16 protein-coding genes are annotated in these 22,723 nt (G+C 41.2%); 10 read left to right on the top strand and 6 right to left on the bottom strand.

The genetic code is table 11. The features are described from left to right. Positions 1 to 5: 5 nt before the first annotated feature. Together zorB1 and zorA are read right to left on the bottom strand one after the other, a co-directional pair. The gene (gene zorB1, locus Q0890_RS09260; protein ID WP_299219827.1) at positions 6 to 740 is read right to left on the bottom strand and encodes a type I Zorya anti-phage system protein ZorB1; all 735 of its coding nucleotides are present in this window, start codon (positions 738 to 740) and stop codon (positions 6 to 8) included. An 18-nt stretch (positions 741 to 758) separates the two neighbouring features. Next, positions 759 to 2,828, bottom strand: a complete 2,070-nt coding sequence (zorA, locus tag Q0890_RS09255; protein ID WP_299219824.1) for an anti-phage ZorAB system protein ZorA — start codon at positions 2,826 to 2,828, stop codon at positions 759 to 761. 505 nt (positions 2,829 to 3,333) lie between these two features. Between zorA and Q0890_RS09250 the strand changes: the two genes are divergently transcribed. From Q0890_RS09250 to Q0890_RS09220, 7 genes are all read left to right on the top strand, one after another. Beyond that, complete coding sequence (locus tag Q0890_RS09250; RefSeq protein WP_299219822.1) at positions 3,334 to 5,754, top strand: type I restriction-modification system subunit M; 2,421 nt, start codon at positions 3,334 to 3,336, stop codon at positions 5,752 to 5,754. Beyond that, positions 5,754 to 6,944: a restriction endonuclease subunit S gene (locus tag Q0890_RS09245; RefSeq protein WP_299219819.1), complete on the top strand. Its 1,191-nt coding sequence runs from the start codon at positions 5,754 to 5,756 to the stop codon at positions 6,942 to 6,944. The genes Q0890_RS09250 and Q0890_RS09245 overlap by 1 nt, the downstream gene beginning before the upstream one ends. A gap of 69 nt (positions 6,945 to 7,013) precedes the next feature. Next, complete coding sequence (locus Q0890_RS09240; RefSeq protein WP_299219817.1) at positions 7,014 to 8,840, top strand: DUF262 domain-containing protein; 1,827 nt, start codon at positions 7,014 to 7,016, stop codon at positions 8,838 to 8,840. Continuing rightward, the gene (locus Q0890_RS09235; RefSeq protein ID WP_299219814.1) at positions 8,833 to 10,368 is read left to right on the top strand and encodes a DUF262 domain-containing protein; all 1,536 of its coding nucleotides are present in this window, start codon (positions 8,833 to 8,835) and stop codon (positions 10,366 to 10,368) included. Before Q0890_RS09240 ends, Q0890_RS09235 begins: the two co-directional genes overlap by 8 nt. Position 10,369: 1 nt before the next feature. Continuing rightward, complete coding sequence (locus Q0890_RS09230; protein WP_299219812.1) at positions 10,370 to 12,565, top strand: DUF262 domain-containing HNH endonuclease family protein; 2,196 nt, start codon at positions 10,370 to 10,372, stop codon at positions 12,563 to 12,565. Further along, positions 12,558 to 15,728, top strand: a complete 3,171-nt coding sequence (locus tag Q0890_RS09225) for a type I restriction endonuclease subunit R (RefSeq protein ID WP_299219809.1) — start codon at positions 12,558 to 12,560, stop codon at positions 15,726 to 15,728. The genes Q0890_RS09230 and Q0890_RS09225 overlap by 8 nt, the downstream gene beginning before the upstream one ends. Continuing rightward, complete coding sequence (locus tag Q0890_RS09220) at positions 15,725 to 16,462, top strand: M48 family metallopeptidase (protein WP_299219807.1); 738 nt, start codon at positions 15,725 to 15,727, stop codon at positions 16,460 to 16,462. The genes Q0890_RS09225 and Q0890_RS09220 overlap by 4 nt, the downstream gene beginning before the upstream one ends. Positions 16,463 to 16,502: 40 nt before the next feature. Here the strand turns inward: Q0890_RS09220 and Q0890_RS09215 are convergent, their stop codons facing one another. From Q0890_RS09215 to Q0890_RS09200, 4 genes are all read right to left on the bottom strand, one after another. Then, positions 16,503 to 17,129 (bottom strand): hypothetical protein, encoded by a 627-nt coding sequence (locus tag Q0890_RS09215; protein ID WP_299219804.1) that lies wholly within the window; start codon positions 17,127 to 17,129, stop codon positions 16,503 to 16,505. A 43-nt stretch (positions 17,130 to 17,172) separates the two neighbouring features. Next, a complete protein-coding gene (locus Q0890_RS09210) occupies positions 17,173 to 18,195 on the bottom strand; it encodes a PD-(D/E)XK nuclease family protein (protein ID WP_299219801.1) in 1,023 nt (340 codons plus the stop codon). A 67-nt stretch (positions 18,196 to 18,262) separates the two neighbouring features. Then, complete coding sequence (locus Q0890_RS09205) at positions 18,263 to 19,351, bottom strand: WYL domain-containing protein (RefSeq protein ID WP_299219798.1); 1,089 nt, start codon at positions 19,349 to 19,351, stop codon at positions 18,263 to 18,265. 67 nt (positions 19,352 to 19,418) lie between these two features. Then, complete coding sequence (locus Q0890_RS09200) at positions 19,419 to 20,288, bottom strand: protein phosphatase 2C domain-containing protein (protein WP_299219795.1); 870 nt, start codon at positions 20,286 to 20,288, stop codon at positions 19,419 to 19,421. Between the two features lie 503 nt (positions 20,289 to 20,791). Between Q0890_RS09200 and Q0890_RS09195 the strand changes: the two genes are divergently transcribed. From Q0890_RS09195 to Q0890_RS09185, 3 genes are all read left to right on the top strand, one after another. Beyond that, on the top strand, positions 20,792 to 21,130 hold the full coding sequence (locus Q0890_RS09195; RefSeq protein WP_299219793.1) for a DUF262 domain-containing protein: 339 nt from the start codon (positions 20,792 to 20,794) through the stop codon (positions 21,128 to 21,130). After that, a complete protein-coding gene (locus Q0890_RS09190; protein ID WP_299219789.1) occupies positions 21,093 to 21,440 on the top strand; it encodes a hypothetical protein in 348 nt (115 codons plus the stop codon). The genes Q0890_RS09195 and Q0890_RS09190 overlap by 38 nt, the downstream gene beginning before the upstream one ends. Positions 21,441 to 21,524: 84 nt before the next feature. Then, entirely contained in the window at positions 21,525 to 22,658 is a 1,134-nt protein-coding gene (locus tag Q0890_RS09185) for a hypothetical protein (RefSeq protein ID WP_299219787.1), read from the top strand. Positions 22,659 to 22,723 lie beyond the last annotated feature (65 nt).

Below are 22,723 nucleotides of genomic sequence, written 5' to 3'. Positions count from 1 at the left end.
CACATCTACCTTGGTAACTGACAGCTTTCAACAGAAACGGCATCAAAGGTGGGTTGATCCTCGATATCCTCTTGTTCTTTTAAGCCGTAAAACTGCATCCGTAACTCGACCCGACGTGAAGCTTCTTTACTGTCTTTTGCAGCATTAAATGAAACCCCTCCAGCTAGGAACAACTGTTTAATTTGATTTTTTTGTGCAGCAGTTAGATTAAGCTCTGGGTTGAATTTTGGGTCAAGCAAACTGCACATAACCCATTCTGAGCGTCGCAAGCTTAAGTTTAGATTGTATAAATACGAGCCATCCGTATCGGTAAAGCCTTCAATCACAATTTGCTTGAACCATTTTTTACCATTTTCACTATTGGCAGCATCTAAGACTACAGGTACTAGGGCGCTTAACGCCTTGATACCTTCTGGATTAAGCCTATAATCGTTATGACCAAAGCGGCCTGCTTCACCAAAGTTAATACGGTTTTCTTTACAGTCGACGGTAACCAGTTGATCTTTTAAAGTAGGGTCATCTTTGATACTGGTACAAATATCTAAAATCTCTGAGCTGCGCTCTTTCTCTGCTTGTGTGGCTTCATTAATCTTTTTGGTCACTACCATTAAAGACACTGCCATCACCACCAAAAACAAGGTCATAAGCGCGGTCATCAAGTCAGCAAATGATATCCAAAAAGGTTTCTCACCCTCATCTTTTGAACGGTGCTTTTTTGCGTACCTATTATTACCAAACATTAGCGATACACTCCAAAATTACACTCTGACTTTTTGGGTCAGATCTTCAAGATCTTCTACCACATTCCCTAGACCCTCAACGCCCGTTGCAAGACGTTTGACCGCTTGATCAAGTGTGTTATCAAAGGATACTAGTGACTGGTTTAGGCTACTTTCAACAGAGCTGCCAAAACTATCAAAGCTTTTCACTAACACATTGCTGACCTCTGTTAAGTACTCTTGCATCTCTGCCTTCACTTGATTAAGCGCAGTTGTCATGCCTTGCATATCACTTAGCAGTTGGCTGCTCATCCCGGCCTCAGATTTTGATTGCTGAATGAGGCCCTCGAGCGTTTCGATGGCAAGATTGACGCTGTTTTGAGAGTTTTTATAGTCTCTAACCAATTCAATCAAGTTACTACTTGCGTTTGTCATATTGGTTGAGGTGGTATTAACCTGAGCGATAAGTTCTGAGGATTTTTCAGTCACTGTACTCAGCGAGCTACCTGCTGTCATAAACTGCTCGGACGCTCGGCGCATTTTTTCTGCGCCCTCGTTCATACCAGTGATACTATCGGTGGTGACTTGAGATAGTTTTTGAATGTTCTCTTTATGCGTCTGAACGGCATCTTGGCTGTGCGCTATCAGCTCTTTAATCTCGCCGCCTAAGTTATCAATGAGTGTTGATGACTGCTCATGAAGTTTTTGTTGATTATCTGATATCAGGCGATCTTGCTCGATGCGCTGTTCGGCAACATTTTTTAGCAGACCTGACATGGAGGCGCCCAAATCTGAGACGAGCTCTGACATCTTAGTATTTAGCTGTTCTGCAGCGCGTAGTCCTTGCTCACTCATCTTGGCAGAGCCTGCAGATAGGTTTTCTACCATATCATTCATTTGAGCTGCCATCTCATTTTGCTTTTGATGGATATCTTCCATCATATTTGTCATTTGCGTCTCTAGCGTCTTCGTTGATGTTTCACTATTGACTTGCATGTCTGTGATGAGCTGAGAAAATCCTGACTGCATCTCACGCATAGCGGTGACAGACTGTGTCATCATCTCACTCATACCTGTCATTTGGCTGCCAAATGTCGTTTCAAGCTTGCTCATAAAGGCGGTTAATACATCAGTCATTAGTTCCTGTACTGCTGAGCCTTGATCACCACTCACTTGCTGCACGCTCGAGGCAATCTTATCTAATGGGCCTTGTAAGTTGTCAGTAATAGACTCGCCTATTTGAGTTGCCATCGACTGACTGGTTTGTGCATAAGACTCACTCAAATGAGTCGCAAAAGCTGTCTGATTCTTTTTATTCTCTTCAACCAGATTGGTCATCATGGCTTTTAAATCATTAACGAGACTGTCTTTGAGCTGGCGGGCATTGGCTTCGTTTGCTTGCGAGGATTTTAATAGTTTGGCTAGATATTCTTCACCGCTGTCATCGGGAATAAAGGCATTGTCAATGGTAGTATTTAGCTTTTGCAGTTGTGCATAGCACTGTCTCAGCCACGACTTTTCACGCCATGTGATAACCATAGCGACCAGAATAGCCATTCCAGACGCCATGAATGCTTCAGCAACGCCAGTGAGTAGCAGGTTCAAGCTATCTTGAACCGTGTCAGGACTTCCAGCAGGGTCAAAGGCTAGTAGACCAATGAGCAGACCTGCAAAGGTAACAATAATACCGACGCCCGTAATCATGCCGGGTAAATGTTTATAAAACTCTACTTTTAAGGGTACATCTACGACGATGGACTCTGTAAAAAATGCTTCACTTGGCACGGTTGCATGTGAATGAACAACCCTGCTCTCCCCATCTACAGTCTCATAAGTATCATGAAAGGTTTTTTTGTAATTCAACCACGCTTGTCTTAACGACGTATGACTACTAAACTTCTCATCTAATAAGTCTTTATTGACCCCAGATGTGTCATCAACCGCTTCTAGCTCCTTAGTTAACTGCAACAGCTTGTTATTTAGCGCTTTAGCCGGTTTGGTATAATTTAAACGAAAGATTATGCTGACTATTGCAACAAAAACCGAAATCAATGCTGGGAATACAAAATACTCCTGCGAGACTTGCGCCACTTTTAACCAAAAATCCATCTATATCACCCATCTTATTACGAAAGAACTGAACGCTTGTGTTGACAGTCTGTTATATCTAACTATCGTTAAACTAAAACTGGTTCAATAAAAAGACCACCATCAAAATTTTATGACAGCGACCTATGTTTTTTTAATTACAAGCTGTAACTCATAAAAATACAATGGTAACATAAACAAATAGCTAGAGAACTGTTGACATTAAATATCTATAAAAAAACTAGACGATTTTCGGTACTTATAATGATCTATTATGAGTCAACATAGTTGCTAAAATGCGACTGCCTTTAGAGCACTCTTATATCCTTACGTCATTAGATGACGTATAGCATTCGTTTCTATCTAAACACCCTTCTCATTTAGTCACACTGAATCTACACTAGACTCGATGACTATAAACCCTTTAAGTCAACCTATACAACAGGCAAATAAACGGTTGTGTGTTACTATTCTGCAATGCTTTTTTATTCAATATTAATATACTTTACTAATAAGATTTATAACTATGGCACTTAAGAAAACCGAGATTTATTCTACCCTTTGGGCAAGCTGTGATGAGCTACGTGGCGGCATGGATGCCAGTCAATACAAAGACTACGTATTGACCATGCTATTTATGAAGTACGTCTCTGATAAATATAAAGACGACGTTTTTGGCGATATCGTAGTACCAGAAGGCGGTAGCTTCGAGGATATGGTAGCGCTGAAAGGCGATAAAGAGATCGGCGAAAAGGTCGATAAGATCATCGCTAAGCTGGCTGAAGCAAACGGTCTGCGCGGTGTCATCGATGTGGCAGATTTCAACGACGAAGAAAAACTGGGCAAAGGCAAAGAGCACGTTGACCGCTTGTCTAAGCTCATTGGTATCTTTGAAGGTTTGGACTTGTCAGGCAACCGTGCTGATGGTGATGACCTGCTGGGCGATGCTTACGAGTATCTGATGCGTCATTTCGCCACCGAATCGGGTAAATCAAAGGGTCAGTTTTATACGCCATCAGAAGTGTCACGTATTCTAGCGAAGATTATCGGCGTTGATGACGATACGCCACTAGATGCGACAGTGTACGATCCGGCCTGTGGTTCAGGTTCTCTACTGCTAAAGGTTAGTGATGAAGCACCAAACGGCTTGACGATCTATGGTCAAGAGATGGACTTTGCGACTACCGCACTTGCAAAAATGAACATGATATTGCATGGGGCGACGGGTGCAGATATCTACAAGGGCAATACCCTATCCTCTCCGCACTTTGTAGAAGGCAGTCAGCTCAAGACTTTTGATTTCATCGTGGCAAACCCGCCTTTTAGTAATAAAAACTGGACCAGTGGCTTAAATCCAGAGTCGGATGAGTTTGACCGCTTTACTTGGGGTATCCCGCCTGAGAAGAACGGTGATTATGCGTTCCTGCTGCACATCATCAAAAGCTTAAAAAGCACGGGCGTTGGTGCAGTGATCTTGCCACATGGCGTGCTGTTCCGAGGCAATGCCGAAGCGCATATCCGCCAGAACCTCATCAAGCAAGGCTACATCAAGGGCATCATTGGCTTGCCAGCCAACCTGTTCTACGGTACGGGCATCCCTGCTTGTGTCATCGTGATAGATAAAAATACTGCTGAGAGCCGAGCAAAAGGGGATGCGGGTCTATTTATGATCGATGCCAGCCGCGGCTACATGAAAGACGGTAATAAAAACCGCCTACGTAGCCAAGACATTCACAAAATCGTCGATGTTTTTAATTCTCAAATCGCTCTGACAGGCTATAGCCGAATGGTAGGCTTGGATGAGATCATTGAAAACGATTATAACTTAAACATTCCACGCTATATCGATGCCAGTATCGATGAAGATCAGCATGATCTGACCGCACATTTAAAAGGCGGTATCCCTGTTGCCGATATCGACTCTCTAGAGTCTTATTGGCAAGTACTACCTACCTTACGCCAGACGCTATTTTCTGATTTGCGTGATGGGTATCGTGAGTGTCTTGTGGCATCGACCGAGGTCAAAGCAGCAGTATTGGCTCATCCTGAGTTTATTGCCTTTGCTGAGCAAAGCTTAACGCCATTCAATGACTGGTGGCAAGCTAACCAGCTGAGTGACATCACCAAAGGCGATAGACCTAAAGCGCTTATTCACAAAATTAGTGAAGATCTGCTAGCACGCTATGCTCATGCACCACTACTCGATAAATACGATATCTATCAAATCTTGATGGACTACTGGAGTGAGAGCTTGCAGGACGACATCTATGCTATCAGCCAAGATGGCTGGAGTATCGGCAGTCAGCTACGCAAGCTGGTCGTGGCTAAAGGTGAAAAGCTAAAAGAAGAGCCTGATCTGATTATTAATAAGGTCAAATATAAAGCCGAGCTGATCCCGCCTACGCTTATCATTGCGCGCTACTATAGCGATGAGCAAGCCCATATCGATGACTTGCAAGCTGAGCTAGACACCGCCTCAAGCACCATAGCCGACTATACGGAAGATCATGGCGATGAAGACGGCTTGCTCGCTGACGCGGCTACGGACAAAGGCAGTTTTACTAAGTCGAGTGTCAACGCGCGTCTAAAACTCGCCAGCGATAGTGATGAAAAAGACGTGCTCCATCAGTTGCTTTCTTATTTCGATATTGAGACCAAAGCCAAGAAATCATTAAAAGAAGCGCAAGATGCGTTAGATAAAGCCGTATTTGAGCATTACCCGACTTTGGATGAAGCGGCTATCAAGACGCTACTCATTGAGGATAAATGGCACGCCACGCTACAAGGGGGTATCGAAGATGAGATTGAGCGTATCACTGCTCAGCTTGCCAATCGTATCAAAGAGCTGGATGAGCGCTATGCTGAGCCTTTATCGCAAATCGTCGATGAGGTAGAGACATTAAGCCAAAAGGTGACAGCGCATCTGCAAGCGATGGGAGTGGCGTAATGAGCAACGTTATGATACCTGAGGGTTATAAACAGACTGAGGTTGGTGTTATTCCTGAGAATTGGGAGGTTAAAAAATTAGGTGAACTTTTAGATTATGAGCAACCGACTAAGTATATTATTAATGGTAAAGAGTTTCTTAAAAGTGGCACTACTCCTGTCTTAACAGCTGGTAAGTCTTTTATTTTAGGTTATACAGAGGAAACTCATGGTATTAATACAAAGCTTCCAGTCATAATTTTTGACGACTTTACAACTGCAACTCAGTTCGTAAGCTTTCCATTTAAAGTTAAATCATCAGCTATGAAGATTTTAAGACCAAAGTCTGATGAAGCCCCTATTTCTTTAATACATTCATTATTAGTTAATATTGATTTTGAAGTGGGCGATCATAAGCGACATTGGATTGGTGAGTTTAGTAAATTAAAAGTTGGAATTCCCAATAGCCTGAAAGAACAAACCGCCATCGCCACTGCCCTATCCGATATCGATAACCTTATCCAATCGTTAGAAAAGCTAATTGACAAAAAAGAAGCGATCAAAACGGGCACGATGCAACAGCTCCTCACAGGCAAAACTCGCTTACCTGAGTTTGCCACTCGTGAGGATGGTAATCCAAAAGAATTTAAACAAACTGAGTTGGGGCGGATTCCTGAGGATTGGGATTTAGTAGAGCTTAGGGATTTATTATCTTATGAGCAGCCTACTAAATATATTATTGATGGCAATGAATTTCTTGAAGATGGTACTACACCTGTATTAACAGCTGGAAAGTCTTTCATCCTTGGTTACACTGAAGAAACACATGGAATCTATAGAAATCTTCCTACAATCATATTTGATGATTTTACAACTGCCACACAGTTTGTAAACTTTCCGTTCAAAGTTAAATCCTCTGCAATGAAAATCCTAAAGCCAAAGTCTACTTCTATACCAATTCAGTTAATTTATTTATTATTATCGAATATTGACTATAAAGTAGGTGATCATAAACGACACTGGATCAGTGAATTTAGTTCTTTGAAAGTTAGTTTACCTAATAGCTCAATTGAACAAACCGCCATCGCTACCATCCTTTCGGATATGGATGCAGAAATTCAGACACTGCAGCAGCGCTTGGAGAAAACCCGTGACATCAAGCAAGGCATGATGCAGCAGTTGTTGACTGGCAAGGTGCGGTTGGTGGATTAAATCACGTCGAACCTCATGCCGATTGGATGAATAAAGAAAATACAATGAATAAAAAGGACTTTTAAATTAATGACTACTTTTGACTCCACCAAAATACTCCTTAGCCAACTACTCAACGATATCAAGCTTGGAAAAGTTCAACTCCCAGACTTTCAGCGTGGCTGGGTATGGGATGATGATCATGTAAAAGACTTGCTAGTGAGTATTGCCCGCTCCTTCCCAGTAGGTGCCGTCATGCTCTTAGAGACTGGTGGTGAGGTCAGATTTCAAACTCGTCCTGTCGAAGGTGTCGAAAACTTAATAGATAAAAGCATAGAGCCGCAAAAGCTCATACTCGACGGCCAACAGCGCCTCACCACTCTGACCCAAGCGATAGGGCTAACGACGCCAGTGCAGACCCGCACCAGTAAAGGTAAAAAAATTCAACGCCATTATTACTTTGATATTCGTAAGGCTATCGAGTCCGAGGACTATATCGAGGACGCCATCGTCGCCGTTGATGAAAACAAACAAATCAAAAGCAACTTTGGACGTGATATCGATATAGATTTATCCACTATCGAAAAAGAATGCGAGCACATGATGTTCCCTTGTGATCAGATATTCAACTCCAATGTATGGCAGATTGAGCTAAGTAAATACTTGACTACGAATACTGACAAGCAAAGCGATATGTTTGTATTTATGGAGTTTTTGACCAAGATTATTCACCCATTTACTACCTACCAGTTGCCCGTTATTGAGCTAAAAAAAGAATCCTCAAAAGAAGCGGTATGCTTAGTTTTTGAAAAAGTAAATACAGGCGGCGTTCAGCTGTCGGTGTTTGAGCTGATCACCGCAAGCTATGCCGCTGAGGGTTATAACCTGCGTGATGACTGGCTTGGATCAAAAGATCGCAATGTAGAGTCGCGTAAAGCTCGCATTGGCACGCAGTTATTGCTAAAGGGCACTGAGGCCACTGAAGTACTACAAGCTGTGACTATCTTGCATACCTTTGATTTGCGAAATGCTGACATCGACGCAGGTAAAACGGGCAAGCAACTACGCCCTGTGAGTGCCAAGCGCACCGATATGCTTAAGCTACCATTATCTGCATGGCAGCAGTACGCCGATAGTGTCGAGCAAGGTTTTAAACAAGCAGCGCAGTTTTTACGCAAAGAGTATTTTTATGCCCGTAGTGAGCTACCATATAGCACGCAAGTCGTTCCTCTAGCAGCAGTGATGACCAAGCTAGGTAATCGCTGGCTTGAGCCGAGAATCTATGAAAAGCTAGCCCGCTGGTATTGGTCAGGTGTACTTGGTGAGCTATACGGGGGCGCTGTAGAGACACGTATCGCTAATGACTTTGAAGAACTGCTACAGTGGTTTGAGGATGATAGCAAACTACCACGCACAGTGAGCGATGCTTTTTTTCAACCAGAGCGGTTACTTAGCTTGCGCTCGCGTAATAGCGCAGCCTATAAAGCCATCAACATCCTGATACTACGTGAAGGTGCCAAAGACTGGTTCTGGAATGCCACGATCCAAGAGCTAGATGCCGAGCAAGAACTGGCGCTCGATATTCATCATATTTTCCCGCGAAAATGGTGTGATGAACGAGGGCTAGATTACAAGGTTTACGACAGCATTCTTAATAAAACCAGCATCTCGTACAAAGCCAATCGTAAAATAGGTGGCGATGCGCCCTCTATTTATTTATCTAAGATTCAAAATGAAAAGCAAGTTGGCTTAGCAGATGAAGAGATGGATAAGCTACTTGCCAGCCACTCATTATCACCTGAGCTTCTACGTGCGGATGATTTTGGCGGTTTTATAGCAGATAGACGCAATCAGCTGATTGGACTGATCACCAAAGCGATGGGCAAAGAAGTTGAAGAGCAAGGTGAGTATGAGTAATTCTGACAACAATATGCAAGCACTACAAAGTCAGAATAAGACTAAAAGCACTAAGTCGCACAAGCTACACGAGAAAATTATCACTGTATCTGAGCTACTCAGTGAGACAGAGCTAAGCATTCCTGATTACCAGCGTCCTTATAAGTGGAATCAGCAAAATATTGCCAATCTATTCAACGATATCAAAACCCAAAGTGACAAGTCCGCCTATCGACTGGGTACTATTGTACTTCATCGCCCTAAAGACGATGAAGACAATTTAAAGAATATTTTGAATATAGTAGACGGGCAACAGCGTACTTTAACGCTGATGCTGACGGTCATGGCGATTATCAAATATTATAATCTTGATGACTCAACTCAGCCTGAATCTGAGCAAACGATTCGCGAGGTATTAGGTAATCTTACTCAGAGCGTGCCAAAGCTGGCTGAACGGCAAAATTTTGCTAGTGATATATCTGTCTATAATCTGCATACAAACTTTCAAGAGATACTACGCATTATCAGCCGTGGCGAGCTTAACATCGAACATATCGACTTTTTACTGCATAAATGTGAAGTTGTTATCTTTGTATTAGAAAATGAATCGGAAGCTTTTCAGTTTTTTGACTCACAAAACTCTCGTGGTAAAGACCTTTACCCTCATGATCTATTAAAAGCGTTTCATTTACGCGAGTTTAAGACTGGTGATGAAGCATTAAGAATAAAGACTGTCAATTACTGGGAAAATCTAGATGATGACAGACTGGACAAATTATTCTCAAATCATTTATATCGTATTAGACGCTGGTCGCGGGGTCAGTCAGCGCAGACATTTACTAAAGATGATGTCGTAGAGTTCAAAGGCATTACTTTAGAGTCCAAGACACTTCCACCTTATACCAGACGCTTAGCCATCACTCACCACTATATTGATGACTATAACAACAGCGTTCATTGCAAGATCGCAGGCTCACCCACTGCTTATCCCTTTTCAATTGACCAAACCATCATTAACGGAAGACGGTTTTTTGAAATGGTGGCACATTATGATGCTCTGATAACCAAGTACAAAGCCATTAATAATGGTCAAGCATCAAGTTCTGAGCACATCGTTACCCTGTTTGATCACGCCTTAAACAAGCGCGCCTCCAAAATAATAAATACTTTAGATTCTTATAATAACTATCAACGAAGGCGTAAAGGCGACAAGCTGACCCGTAACGTCTTTGATAATGCATTAATTTATTATATTGACAAATTTGGCGCAGAAGAGCTGCCACAGGCGGTGGAGCTGCTATTTGCGTGGGCTTATATTATTAGATTAACAAGCTATAGTGTCGGCCTAACTACAATCGATAAGCATGCCACAAAGAGTACAGGTATGTTCATGCGTATCAACGAGGCAATATTACCAAAGAACGTGGTTATCACTTCTATACCGTCTCTTAAAATTATTGAATTAGCCACTAATCAGAAGCCTGAAAGTGGTAGCGATATTTATATGTTATTTGATAGTCTCAACTATATAGATACGTCAGGAGCATAATATGACATTGAATAACTCAAGTGTGAAAGTAAGCTCTTTGAATATCAAAGACTTGCTGACAGACGGCGATCAATACGTTATACCGATGTATCAGCGTAACTATGCATGGGGCACTGTTGAGATTGAAACATTAATTAAAGATATTATTGATGCGTATAATCGTGACCAAAGCTTAACTTACTACTTAGGCACCTTGGTTGTCTTTGATAAATCCAATACCAGTCAAGCGTTGTTTGAAGTGATAGATGGTCAGCAACGCTTAACTACTCTAACTCTACTGGCAGTATATTTACATCACCATCATCGTCAGTATTGCGACTCTTATTTAAAAAGCTTTAACCAGCCAAATTTACATTTTGAAAGTCGCCCACATTCGGCTTACACCTTATCTTTGCTTTATAACGATGATTCAGCCCGCTTTACCAAAGACACGTCTATCAATCAGTCTATTATCGATGGTTATGACATTTTAACCAAAACAATGAAGCATATTTTTGATGGAAATAATGAAGTTATATCCATTAATGAGTTTTGTACCTTTTTATTCGATAAGATAGAGATAGCAAGGGTTCCTGTTCCTCAAGAAACAGACCTTAATCACTACTTTGAAGTCATGAACAACCGCGGAGAGCAGTTAGAAAAGCACGAAATCATTAAGGCCAGACTGCTATCAGCGATTAGCAGTGACACTTCTGCCGATACAAAGCAAACACAACACTGCAAAAGCCTATTGAGTCTAATTTGGGATACTTGCAGTCGTATGGATAAATACGTGCAGTATGGCTTTACAACCGATCTGCGTAAAAAGGTTTTTTCATCAGACTGGGCACATTTTGAGCCAAAAGACTTTTCTGATTTGCTTAAACTTTATATTCGTGACTGCAACGAGCAAGCTGCTAAAAAGAGTAAAGATAGCTCTAAAACAACCTCAGAAGTGAAGGCTCAAAATATCATTAGCTTAAATGACATTTTATTTAAGGATGACATCACTATACCCGCTAATCCAGCCAAAAAGAATAAGGGCGAAGAAGATGATGAAACCTATTATAGTTTGATAGATTTTCCCAACTTTCTATTGCAGGTGTTGAGAGTACATGTCACTCAAAATCTAACTGACAACCAGAATGAGAATCAGAATGAAAAACCCCAAAATGACATCGTATCGCTTGATGATAAGCAGTTATTGATCGAATTTGATAATCATTTGATTGGTTCTAAGGTGAGCAACAAGGTAACTAAAATAGAGCATTTCCTTTACACCCTGTTGAAAACAAAGTTTTTATTTGATCAATATATTATCAAGCGTAATACAGAGTCTAAGAAAGGCTATTGGACACTTGAGCAGCTAATCAACGAGGCGTCAGGTCCTTCTTATAAACAAAATATGCCAAAGGGCTCAACTGGACCAGACTTAAATGCCAGTTTGGTTACTCTCCAAAGTGCCTTTCATGTTTCTGCACCTACTCTTAATTCTAAATACTGGTTAAATGCCTGCTTGCAGTATCTCTATTTGATGTTTGTTAAGCGTGAACAAGGTATCGATGGCAAACAATTTCTGAGCTATCTTGATGGGCTGGCTAGAGCATATATGCTTAGAAGGTATATCGCTCAATCTGATCGAACCAAGCCTAATAATATCGTCAATGACTACTTTCAAGAGTTTCGTCAACATATTAATGATAATAGCGAGACGACTTTGTCCAGTCCGTCGCTATCGCCTCGAACGATTGAACTTGAGAAACTATCACAGCAATTAAGATACCCTCACGTCAATATCTTTGTATTCAATTATTTAGATTATTTGATTTGGTTGAAGGGTAATATTAAATCAGATGATAAAAAGAAATTCAGACCCTCTACACAAGGTTCTATTGAACACTTTATTCCTCAGACCCCTATCCACAAAGATGAAAAAGTTGACGATAGAAGATATATTCATCGTTTTGGTAATCTTTGCCTTATAAACAGAGGCTTAAACTCCCGTGTTAGTAATCATAAGCCTTTAGCTAAAAAAGAACATTATGATGAATCATTTAAAAACCATATTGATTCTTTAAAGCTTTATAAGATGATTGAGACGCTGGAACAGCACAATGACGAATGGAATATAGACGCAATTACTGAGCATGAAACTGAAATGTTTAGCCTTCTTGAGGATGCGCTAGATATAAAAATTAGGGATAATAATAATGAGTAACGTCACCGACATAGAAAGACTCACGCAAAACCGTGTCGTACGCTTTTTCACCGACATACTCGGCTACCGCTATCTTGGCGACTTTAAAGACCGACCTAATAACAGAAACATTGAGTCCGAGATTTTAGCGGCGTGGCTAAGCTCACGTAATGTTAGCCGTACATTGCGAAATAGAACCATTAACGCTCTAGAAAAAGCAGCCGCTCTAGGCAGTGGCGTTAAACTATACGATGCCAACAAAGAGGTCTATAGACTACTCCGTTATGGCATCAAAGAAAAAGAAGGCACAGGGGATCATAAAGAGACCGTCTGGTTGATTGATTGGGACAACATAAAGGCCAATGACTTTGCCATTGCCGAAGAAGTCTCCATCAATGGCGAAAATAAAAAACGTCCTGACATCGTTCTTTATGTCAACGGCATTGCACTAGGCGTTATTGAACTTAAACGCTCTAGCATCAACGTCACCGAAGGTATTCATCAAAACTTAGATAATCAAAAGAAAGAATTTATTCGTAGCTTCTTTAGCACCATACAATTGGTTATGGCAGGTAACGATACCCAAGGCATGCGCTATGGCACGATCGAAACGCCTGAGAAGTATTACCTAGAATGGAAAGAAGCCAACCCCAGTCATACACCCCAGTCTGATACTAGCATACCGACGCATCTTACCTTAGCAAACGCTAACTTCACCGATCAGCCCTTAGACTTCCATCTGTATCATATGTGCAATAAGCACCGATTCTTAGACATCATTAATAACTTCATTGTTTTTGATTCGGGTGTCAAAAAGACTTGCCGACACAATCAGTATTTCGGTATACAAGCGGCAAAAAAACACATTGCACAGCGCAAGGATGGGATTGTTTGGCATACCCAAGGCTCAGGCAAAAGCTTGACCATGGTTTGGCTAGCTAAATGGATACGAGAGAATGTTACCAATAGCCGTGTACTCATTATTACTGACCGTACCGAGCTTGATGAACAGATTGAGAAAGTCTTTTTTGGTATCGATGAATCAATATATCGCACCAAGAGCGGCGCTGATCTTATTAGCCAGCTAAGTCAGCCTAACCCTTGGTTGCTCTGCTCCCTAGTTCATAAATTTGGGCGCAGCGGTGATGATGATAGTCATGAAAGTAAAGACACAGACGACTTTATAAAGGACATTCAAGCCAGCTTACCGTCAGACTTTAGCCCTAAGGGCGATTTATTTGTCTTCGTTGATGAGTGCCACCGTACTCAGTCTGGCAAGCTGCACAGCGCTATGAAGGCATTATTGCCAGAAGCGATGTTTGTCGGTTTTACCGGGACGCCACTGCTTAAAAAAGATAAGAAGAAATCTATCGAAGTATTTGGACCCTTTATTCACACCTATAAGTTTGATGAAGCAGTTGCTGACGGTGTGGTATTGGACCTTCTGTATGAAGCACGTGATATCGATCAACAGCTTACTTCCTCTAAGAAAGTCGATGAATGGTTCGATGCTCATACTCGTGGCTTAACCAATATTGCCAAGAGCCAGCTTAAGCAAAAATGGGGAACCATGCAGCGGGTTCTGTCTAGCCAGTCGCGCATAGAGTGCATCGTCAATGACATCTTGCTCGATATGCAGAAAAAGCCAAGACTTATGGATGGTCATGGTAATGCCATGCTGGTCTGTAGCAGTATTTATCAAGCCTGTAAATCTTATGAGGCCTTTGAGAACTCTTTCTTAAAAGGCAAAGTAGCAATTGTGACCAGCTACTTACCAACTGCAGATAGCATCAAAGGGGAAGAAACTGGCGAAGGCATGACAGAGAAGCTTTTTAAATATCGAATCTATCGCAGAATGATTGCTGATTATTATGATATTAGCGAACAAGAAGCAAGCCCTAAGGCCGAGGACTTTGAAAAGTCAGTTAAAAAACGCTTCATCGAAGAACCAGGTCAAATGCGCCTACTAATCGTCGTCGATAAACTGCTAACAGGCTTTGATGCCCCTTCTGCTACCTATTTATATATTGATAAAAAGATGGCTGATCATAATCTGTTTCAGGCCATTTGCCGTGTTAATAGACTCGATGGTGCAGAAAAAGACTATGGCTATATCATTGATTATCAGGATCTATTTCAGTCTTTAAACAGTACTATTTCTGACTATACGCAAGGCGCGTTCTCAAGATACGAAGATGAAGATATTGATGGGCTGTTAAAGAACCGCTTAACTGCGGCAAAACAAAACCTAGATGATGCCCTAGAGATGGTCAGAGGACTGTGTGAGCCTGTTAAATACCCTAGAAATACACAAGATTATGGCGCTTACTTTTGTCCTAGTGATGGCACGACTGAGGCTGAAAAAATAGAAAAGGAACAACTTAGACTGACCCTGTACAAAAGCGTCTCCAAACTGATACGTGCTTATGGCAATATTGCCAATGAAATGGCGGAAGCGGGATATAGCGATCAGGAGATAACACGCATCAAAGACGATGTAAAGCACTTTAAGTCCGTGCGTAATAACATCAAGCTTATGAGTGGCGACCATATCGATATGAAAAGCTATGAGCCGACCATGCGTAGGATGCTAGACACTTATATTCATGCCACACCTAGTGAGACGGTTATCGACTTTGAAGATTTAGGACTCATTGAGCTAATTGTCAATCAAGGGCCAGAAGCTTTAATCAAAGCCATACCTGAGGATATAGCGAGCAACCCTGAAAACGTCGCAGAGACCATCGAAAACAACGTTCGCAAAACGATTGTGGATGAAAACCCTGTCAACCCAAAGTACTACGAGCATATGTCTGCCCTACTCGATGAGCTCATTGAGCTACGCCGACAAAAAGCCATTGCCTACGCTGAATACTTGCAAAAGATACGCCAGCTAGCCTCTAAAGTAATCAATCCAACTGGCACAGCAAGTGGTGACGCATATCCTGAGGCTATTAACACCCCTGCTAAGCGCGCACTATATGATAACTTGGATCAAAATGAGGACTTGGCAGATAAAGTAGACGCTGCTATTAGGCTCAATAAACAAGCTGATTGGCAAGGTCATCTGATCAAAGAGCGAAAAATTCAGCGTGCCGTCCATCAAACTGTTTCTCAGTATCAGGTCGATGTCGATATAGAGGCGTTAATTAATTTGATTAAGGCACAACAGGAATATCAGTGATTGTTAAGTCAGCGCTTATTAAGATTGGCGAGTTAGATATACATTTAACTCGCAAGGATATTAAAAACCTACATATCAGCGTGATGCCACCTGATGGACAGGTCAGAGTATCTGCGCCTGATGCTATGACCGATACGGCCATTCGGATGGCTGTCATTCACCGTATACCTTGGATTCGGCGTCAGCAGGCTGCCTTTGCCAAGCAAGAGCGTCAATCTACAAGGGAGATGGTAAATGGAGAGACGCACTATCTATGGGGCAAGCGTTACCGGCTCGAAGTGATTGAGCTTGATGACCTAAAGTCTCAAACCGTAAAACTAAAAAGCGGTAAGCTTATTCTAACCGTAAATAAAGGACTGTCTGATGAAGTAAAGATAAAGCTATTGTCTGAATACTATCGTGGCCGACTAAAAGCCAGAGCACCTGACCTTATCGATAAATGGTCGAAGAAAACTGGTGTCACTATCAGCGATTGTCAGATCCAAAAAATGAAAACCAAATGGGGCAGCTGTAATATAGAAGAAGGAAACATACGGCTTAACTTAGACTTGGCCAAAAAGCCACTGCCCTGTTTGGAATATATCATCTTGCATGAATTGCTACATTTTAAAGAACGGCAGCACAATGATAGATTCAAGGCTCTACTAGCCACTTATATGCCTGACTGGCGATCTAGACGCGACTTGCTCAACCAGATGCCATTAGGTCAAGAAAACTGGAAACATCAAGAGTAATGCTTTAGTTATAGACTAACACTTAGGTTTGAGTCTTTACCTACTCCTCAGCATATATCGCCTTCAACCCAAAAGTATTTAGCTCATCAGTACTACTTGAACTATAGTATATAGATGCTTTATCACCATACAATAATTCTTCAACAGCTTCTGTTACATAAGTCATGGATTCCAGTGGTAAAGATTGCACACTCTGCATCCCAACAAGCGCCCCTTTAGTATTATGAGCGTTTGTAAGTAGACCGATCAGCTTATATGTAGCTGTTTTTATCATATGGAATTCAGACTCACCTGTAGCACTGGCTTGAACGAACTGGAATGAATTGCCACACTCAAACAGACTTATAACATCTGCTACATCTATACCAATCATAGTACTTGCAGACCTTACATCTAGCAGTTCAATGACGTCATTTACTTCATCAGGCTGACATCTAATAACCCCCTCTACGATATCTAAGCTTTCATACTTATGATCATCTGTCTGTAAGCCTACTAAAATGTCAGCCTCTGCTTTCTCTTTTAGCTCTAGTAGTGCCTGCTTACCCCAATCATCACTGACGATAAAACAGGCGATAACAGAAGGCGAATAATGGTCTTTATTTGGTCGGTATAAGGCGACACATGGAATGTCATCTATTTTCGATTTGTCGAGCTGATATTTCATGAGTAGACCTTCTGTTACTCTAAGTGTTATGACATTACAACTATCACTCGTTTTTATTTTTATACTGACTTACCGTATGATCAATGAATTTTTGCACTTCATCCATCAAGCTATCAACCTGTTGCAGGTCTATTGAATCTTCACTCTCAAAGACATCTGTGTCTAGTATAGCAAAGGTCATATCCTCGCCTGAACCAAAGCGCTTTGGCTTAGTCACGTTTAAATCAAACTTAGATGCTTCTGTCTTAAATAATTTATAAAGCTCATTTCTAATCTTGCTACGCCCTTCGCTACTGGGAACAAAAACTTTAAAGCAAACCTTATCTTGTTCTAGTAGTAAATAGACAGCGACATCACCTACCACTTGCTTGAATGCCCAAAAACCCATAAACCCTCCTGACTTATTGGCTACATACTTCCAACTACCTTCTCCCAGATAAGACTGTAAATATTGAAAGAAGCCAATCCAAGCGCGTTTTTTCCACTCTCTAACGGGTTTCGATTTAAAGCTTTGCACTGCTTCTTCAATAGACTGCAGGTAGTTAAGATAATCGATATATATATCACTCTCTTGCAATGCTGCATCTTGTTCACTATTAAATATGTCTAATAAATCTCTTCTAGTTACTGGATAAAAGCCGTCCTTTAACACAGCTTTATAGTTGCTTTGATCATGCGTTTGCAAATAAATAGGAATGATTTTATCTTCCGTAAAAGTTTGAGCATGTCCATTAAGCATAAACTGCTTGTATCGAACCAATTGATCGGAATGCTGCACACTGCCTACTTTATCTTCGATTAATACACAGTAAGTGTCGTTAATAATACAAAGAGCATCAATATTACTCACCTGACGTTTCACTACTATTTTATCGATACGACTTGGTAGCGAGTTACCCGCTTTTTTAAAGAATAACGCTAACATACTGGTTGCTAATCTATTTAACGCTTTATGTTTATCGCTTCCTGTCTGATAATCTTGGTCTGCCCATGACAGAAGCCAGCAGATAAAAGCGTCTTGTGATAACTCAGAGGTGGCAAATTTAAATAAGTTAGGTGTGGTCATTCTAGCTCCTTGATTACATTAAAAAATTTATTTTTCTTTTAGTGCTTTTGGCAAAATTTTTGATCAATTATTTTGTATATAATTTCATTCCACTTTGCAAACGCTCATAAATTACCGCTTTTAACTCGGCGGGTTCAACCACCACTGCCAACTGCGACATACCTACCAGCCAATCTTGTAGGCGCTGCGTATTAGTAACCGTTGCGCGCACCTCATTCCAAGTCTCATTGATAACCGTAATCGTTTGATTAGACGATAACGGACGCTCATAAAGATGCTGGCAGGCATACTTTTGTACCTTTAAAACCAGCTTAATATTCAAGCATTCATTTATTTCAAGCTTACCCAGTTGACGCAGGTTTTCTAAGCTAAAAACATTGCGCCCTACCCAGTCAGGGATCGACTTGACTATTACTTTAGCTGTTGTAATCCGATTCACCGCAAAGTTTCGATGTGACTCTAGCAAAACCTCATTATCAATGTGATCATCAACGGGATTAAACCCAGTGAGGTAGACCATGTTATCGATAAAGATTAAACCTTTAGGGTAAACCATCCTAACGTCCGCATGTTCATCCCACTTTTTTCTATAAGTGATTTTTAGTTGTTTATTCTCCAACAACGCTTGATGAATGCTAGCCAACACATCACTATCAAGCTTTGGTGCTTGTACGATACTCGGCAGGGTAATGAGATGATCTTGCCACTGCCCTAGCTTGCTTTGATTGAAGTTGGTCTTCTCTTGTCGGTGTAATTGACTAAGCTTATCGGTGATACTTTGCTTAAAAGGTGCTGGCAGATAGTTTGCTGTGTAATTAGCGAGCATCTGCCAAAAAAATACCGTTTGCTCATTAATGACATCGATACTAAAGTTTGACTCAATATAAAACCTTGCCGTTTGTCCGCTGATATTTTGCCCCCACACTGGCAGACGCATTAGAGCATCGCTGTAAAAGACGTCGTTGAATATTTGATTCAGACTCGTTAGGTCGTTCTCTAAATTTTTACGCTCGTTTGTGTAATGGTCAGGATTATCGCCATAAACGTTCATTAGCTCGGTTAAAGAGACGGCTTTATCTTTATGACGTGGTAAGCGCTGATAAAGAATAAATAAACGTGCTGATTTGTTATAGCTTGCAATTGGGTGTGTGGACATATTGGCTGCTCTATAGGCTATCGAATCTATCAAACTGTCATTTTAAAAGTAAGCTCTCACAAGAAGGTTAATCAAACCGCATCACAATGGCTGTGCCGTTATCATATGCATTGCCATCTGCATCGTATACTTGATGCCTAAGCGTCTGTAACCACTCTTGTAAATCGGTTTGGCTATCGATAAGTGACCACTCATTACTCGGCACTAAATCGTGAATACCATCAGTACAAATGACAAGACTGTCACCCGACTGCGCTGTAATTGTCCGCTTGGCGCTCTTTGGTGGCTCGCTGCTCGGATCATCACTATCTACTGCTAGCGCAAAGCACTCGGTAATACTATACAAGCTGCCTGCCATCCCTGTGCGATTGTACTCTTCAAAACTGGCTTGGCGACCTTCATCGTGCGCCTTCTCATCTATCAGCTCGTTGAGTAAACTATGATCACGAGTTAGGCACTGCCACTCTTTCGCCTCTTTGCCTAGCTTGTATACACGGCTATCACCGACATGGGTAATGTCTATGTTGATTGATTTATTGTCGTCTAGTGTCCCGACGATCATAGCGAGGGTTGCTGCAGCGCCATAGCGTTTAGGCGCGTGCTTTGTTTGACTTAATTGCGTATGGATACGATCTGATGTCATATTCTGAACGCTTTCTTGATTGCTGTCCCATAGTTTTTTAATTGCTTTGACCACTGCCTTTGAGCAATACTGTGACTGGTTAGAGCTGGCAACGCCATCTGATACTGCTAAGCAAAAAGGCACTTGCACTGATGTCACGGGCATTACCCCTAAATCTTCTTGATACCAGTGATCTAAAAAGAAAAATGCATCTTGTTGTAGTCCATTACTAGCATTACCTAGAAAGGTAATGGCGCAGGCGTGAGCTATCATTTCAGTAAGAAGTTCATATTCATCACTTAAAGTCGCTGTCATATTCATTCGTTCATTAATTATTATCGTTAAGACAAGTATAGTAGATTACCTAGTAAATTAATTTCTAGGTCGTAAACTCTTATAAAACTCATAGATTCTCTCAAAACAATAATTAGCTCTGACTGGGTTTAGATTTAAGGGTCAATCTCTAGTAAAGATACATGAATTTATATACTATAGTCTAACCTTTCACCTCTACCTATAAGCCATCGACAAGATAGATTTACCATAAGAAAAAATTTTTACTTTTGCTGATTATCATAGATTGATCAAAACCTACTATTTAGGTGAAGATACTAAAGTTCTTCAAAGTCGATTATTTAATACATCCTACTACTAAAAACTGATAATAAACATCGTCTTATGTGGACTAACAAACGTTTTATTGTTCAAAGAAATATTCACTTGTCTAAGGCAGTTTTAGGGTTTGATAGAAAAACGGAGTATGGTAAACCCCCTGAAACCACTACTTTATTTACATTTTTTATTGAGAGAAGTTATTGATGAAGATGCCATCAAGCTCAGCGAAAGATAGGCCAATTTCTGTCTGGTTTCGAAAGATACAAAGTGGCGAGATCAAACTGCCCCGCTTTCAAAGACATCAGGCTTGGGACAAAAACCGAATTTGTAGCCTACTAGATACTGTCACTAAGAACTTACCGTTGGGTGTTACTTTACTGCTAGATGTCGACAAAGAGCAGTTTGTTTCTCGGTACTTGGTAACGGCACCACAAACGGGCGGGCGTGTCACAGAGCACCTATTAGACGGTCAACAGCGTCTGACCTCACTCTGGCGAACATTGCATGATAACTACGGACATGAAATACTTCTTATACCTTAATGCCTATGATGAGAGTGTGCCTGATCATGAAAAAACAGATGACTCAGAAGTTTGGTACAAAAGTCGTTGGACTAATAAAGACGGTAAAACCATGCCTTTGTGGGTAGACGAGCCCAAATCGTGTCTAAAACGCAGGGTTATACCCATGAGTCTATTTAGACCCGGTGACATTGCAATCGAAATCGACACTTGGATTGATGATGCTTTGGGAGCATTGAAACCTACCGCAACTGACACTGATTATGAAACGCGATTAATGGAGTGGATGCATAAAAAAGCCAAATTGAAGGATCAGATAAGAGATTTTTGAGAAACTATCACTCACTTCAATCTACCCTATTTAGCCTTACCGTCACAGACCAGTAAAGAGACCGCCTTACAAGTATTTATCAATATGAATACCAATAGTAAGCCTTTATCTAAGTACGATATCATCCGTGCAGAAATTGAGGGTGTTAGAGGCGTATCGTTAGATGACTATCAACATGAGCTAGACGAAAATCATCCAGCTATCAAACATTATTTTGAATTACCTTTTTTAATACTGGCCACCTCTGCTCTCATGCAAGGCAAACTGCCCAATCAGCGCGGCATGTGGAATATGAGTAAAGAGGACATGGTCGATAACTGGGATAAAATGGCTAAAGGCTTATCTAAAATGGCGACGTTTATGGAAAGCCAAGCTATTTATGATCGCAACCGATTACCGACTAATGCGGTGCTCGCGGTTATAGCTGCCTTGTATATTGATATTCCCGAAAATTTAGATTCAAGAGGTAATTTTGAGATATTACTCAAAAAATACCTTTGGTCGAGCTTTTTTACTGACCGCTACGAAAACTCTGCGGCTACTCATGCCTTCAATGATTTTGTTATATTAAAAAATATTATCACCTCAGCCACTAAAGCAGACGGATCTCACTATACTGAAAACGATGTCCCTATTTTAAATCGTGAGTTATATGCGCTGGCAACTGATGATGAGCTAAAACGTGTAGGTTGGCCTAAACGCGAGAATATTCGCGCTCGTGACATTATGGACGTATTTAGTAAGCTAGGCGCTTATGATTTTGCTGATGGATCACCGCTCACTCGACAACAACTTATCGATGGGCGCAGACACTATCACCATGTTTTCCCTGACGCTCTGTTAAAAGAAATTGAAGCTGATAGTTATTTTGCATTGAACTGTGCTTTGATCACAGACAAAACCAATTTAAATATCAGTAATAAAGATCCGCTTAAGTACCTAAAAGATCGCTACAACTCGACCAGTGAAGACATTGTCAACTCTCGCCTTCAATCTCATCTCATTCCACTAGATGAGTTAAAGTCTGGCGACTACACTGGATTATCGGGCGACGAAAAAACATACAAAGTCAAAAGTGACTTTGCACGATTCATCGCTAAACGAGCCGCCTGTGTGGCGAAGGCTGTAGACATCTTAGCTGATGGACGAGATATTAATGCCTTTGAAATTATTAAAGACGTTGAGGAACACGCCAGCTTGATACAAGATGTAGTGTAATGGCCAACCAAGAATCCAAGCAGAAGACCTTGGTTATATCGATACTATTGTGAGAATTGTGCGCT

Source organism: uncultured Psychrobacter sp., assembly GCF_947488565.1.
GTDB classification, from domain to species: Bacteria; Pseudomonadota; Gammaproteobacteria; order Pseudomonadales; family Moraxellaceae; genus Psychrobacter; species Psychrobacter saeujeotis.
The sequence above is the reverse complement of the archived record's forward strand: the minus strand, read 5'-3'. Positions and strand labels throughout refer to the sequence as shown.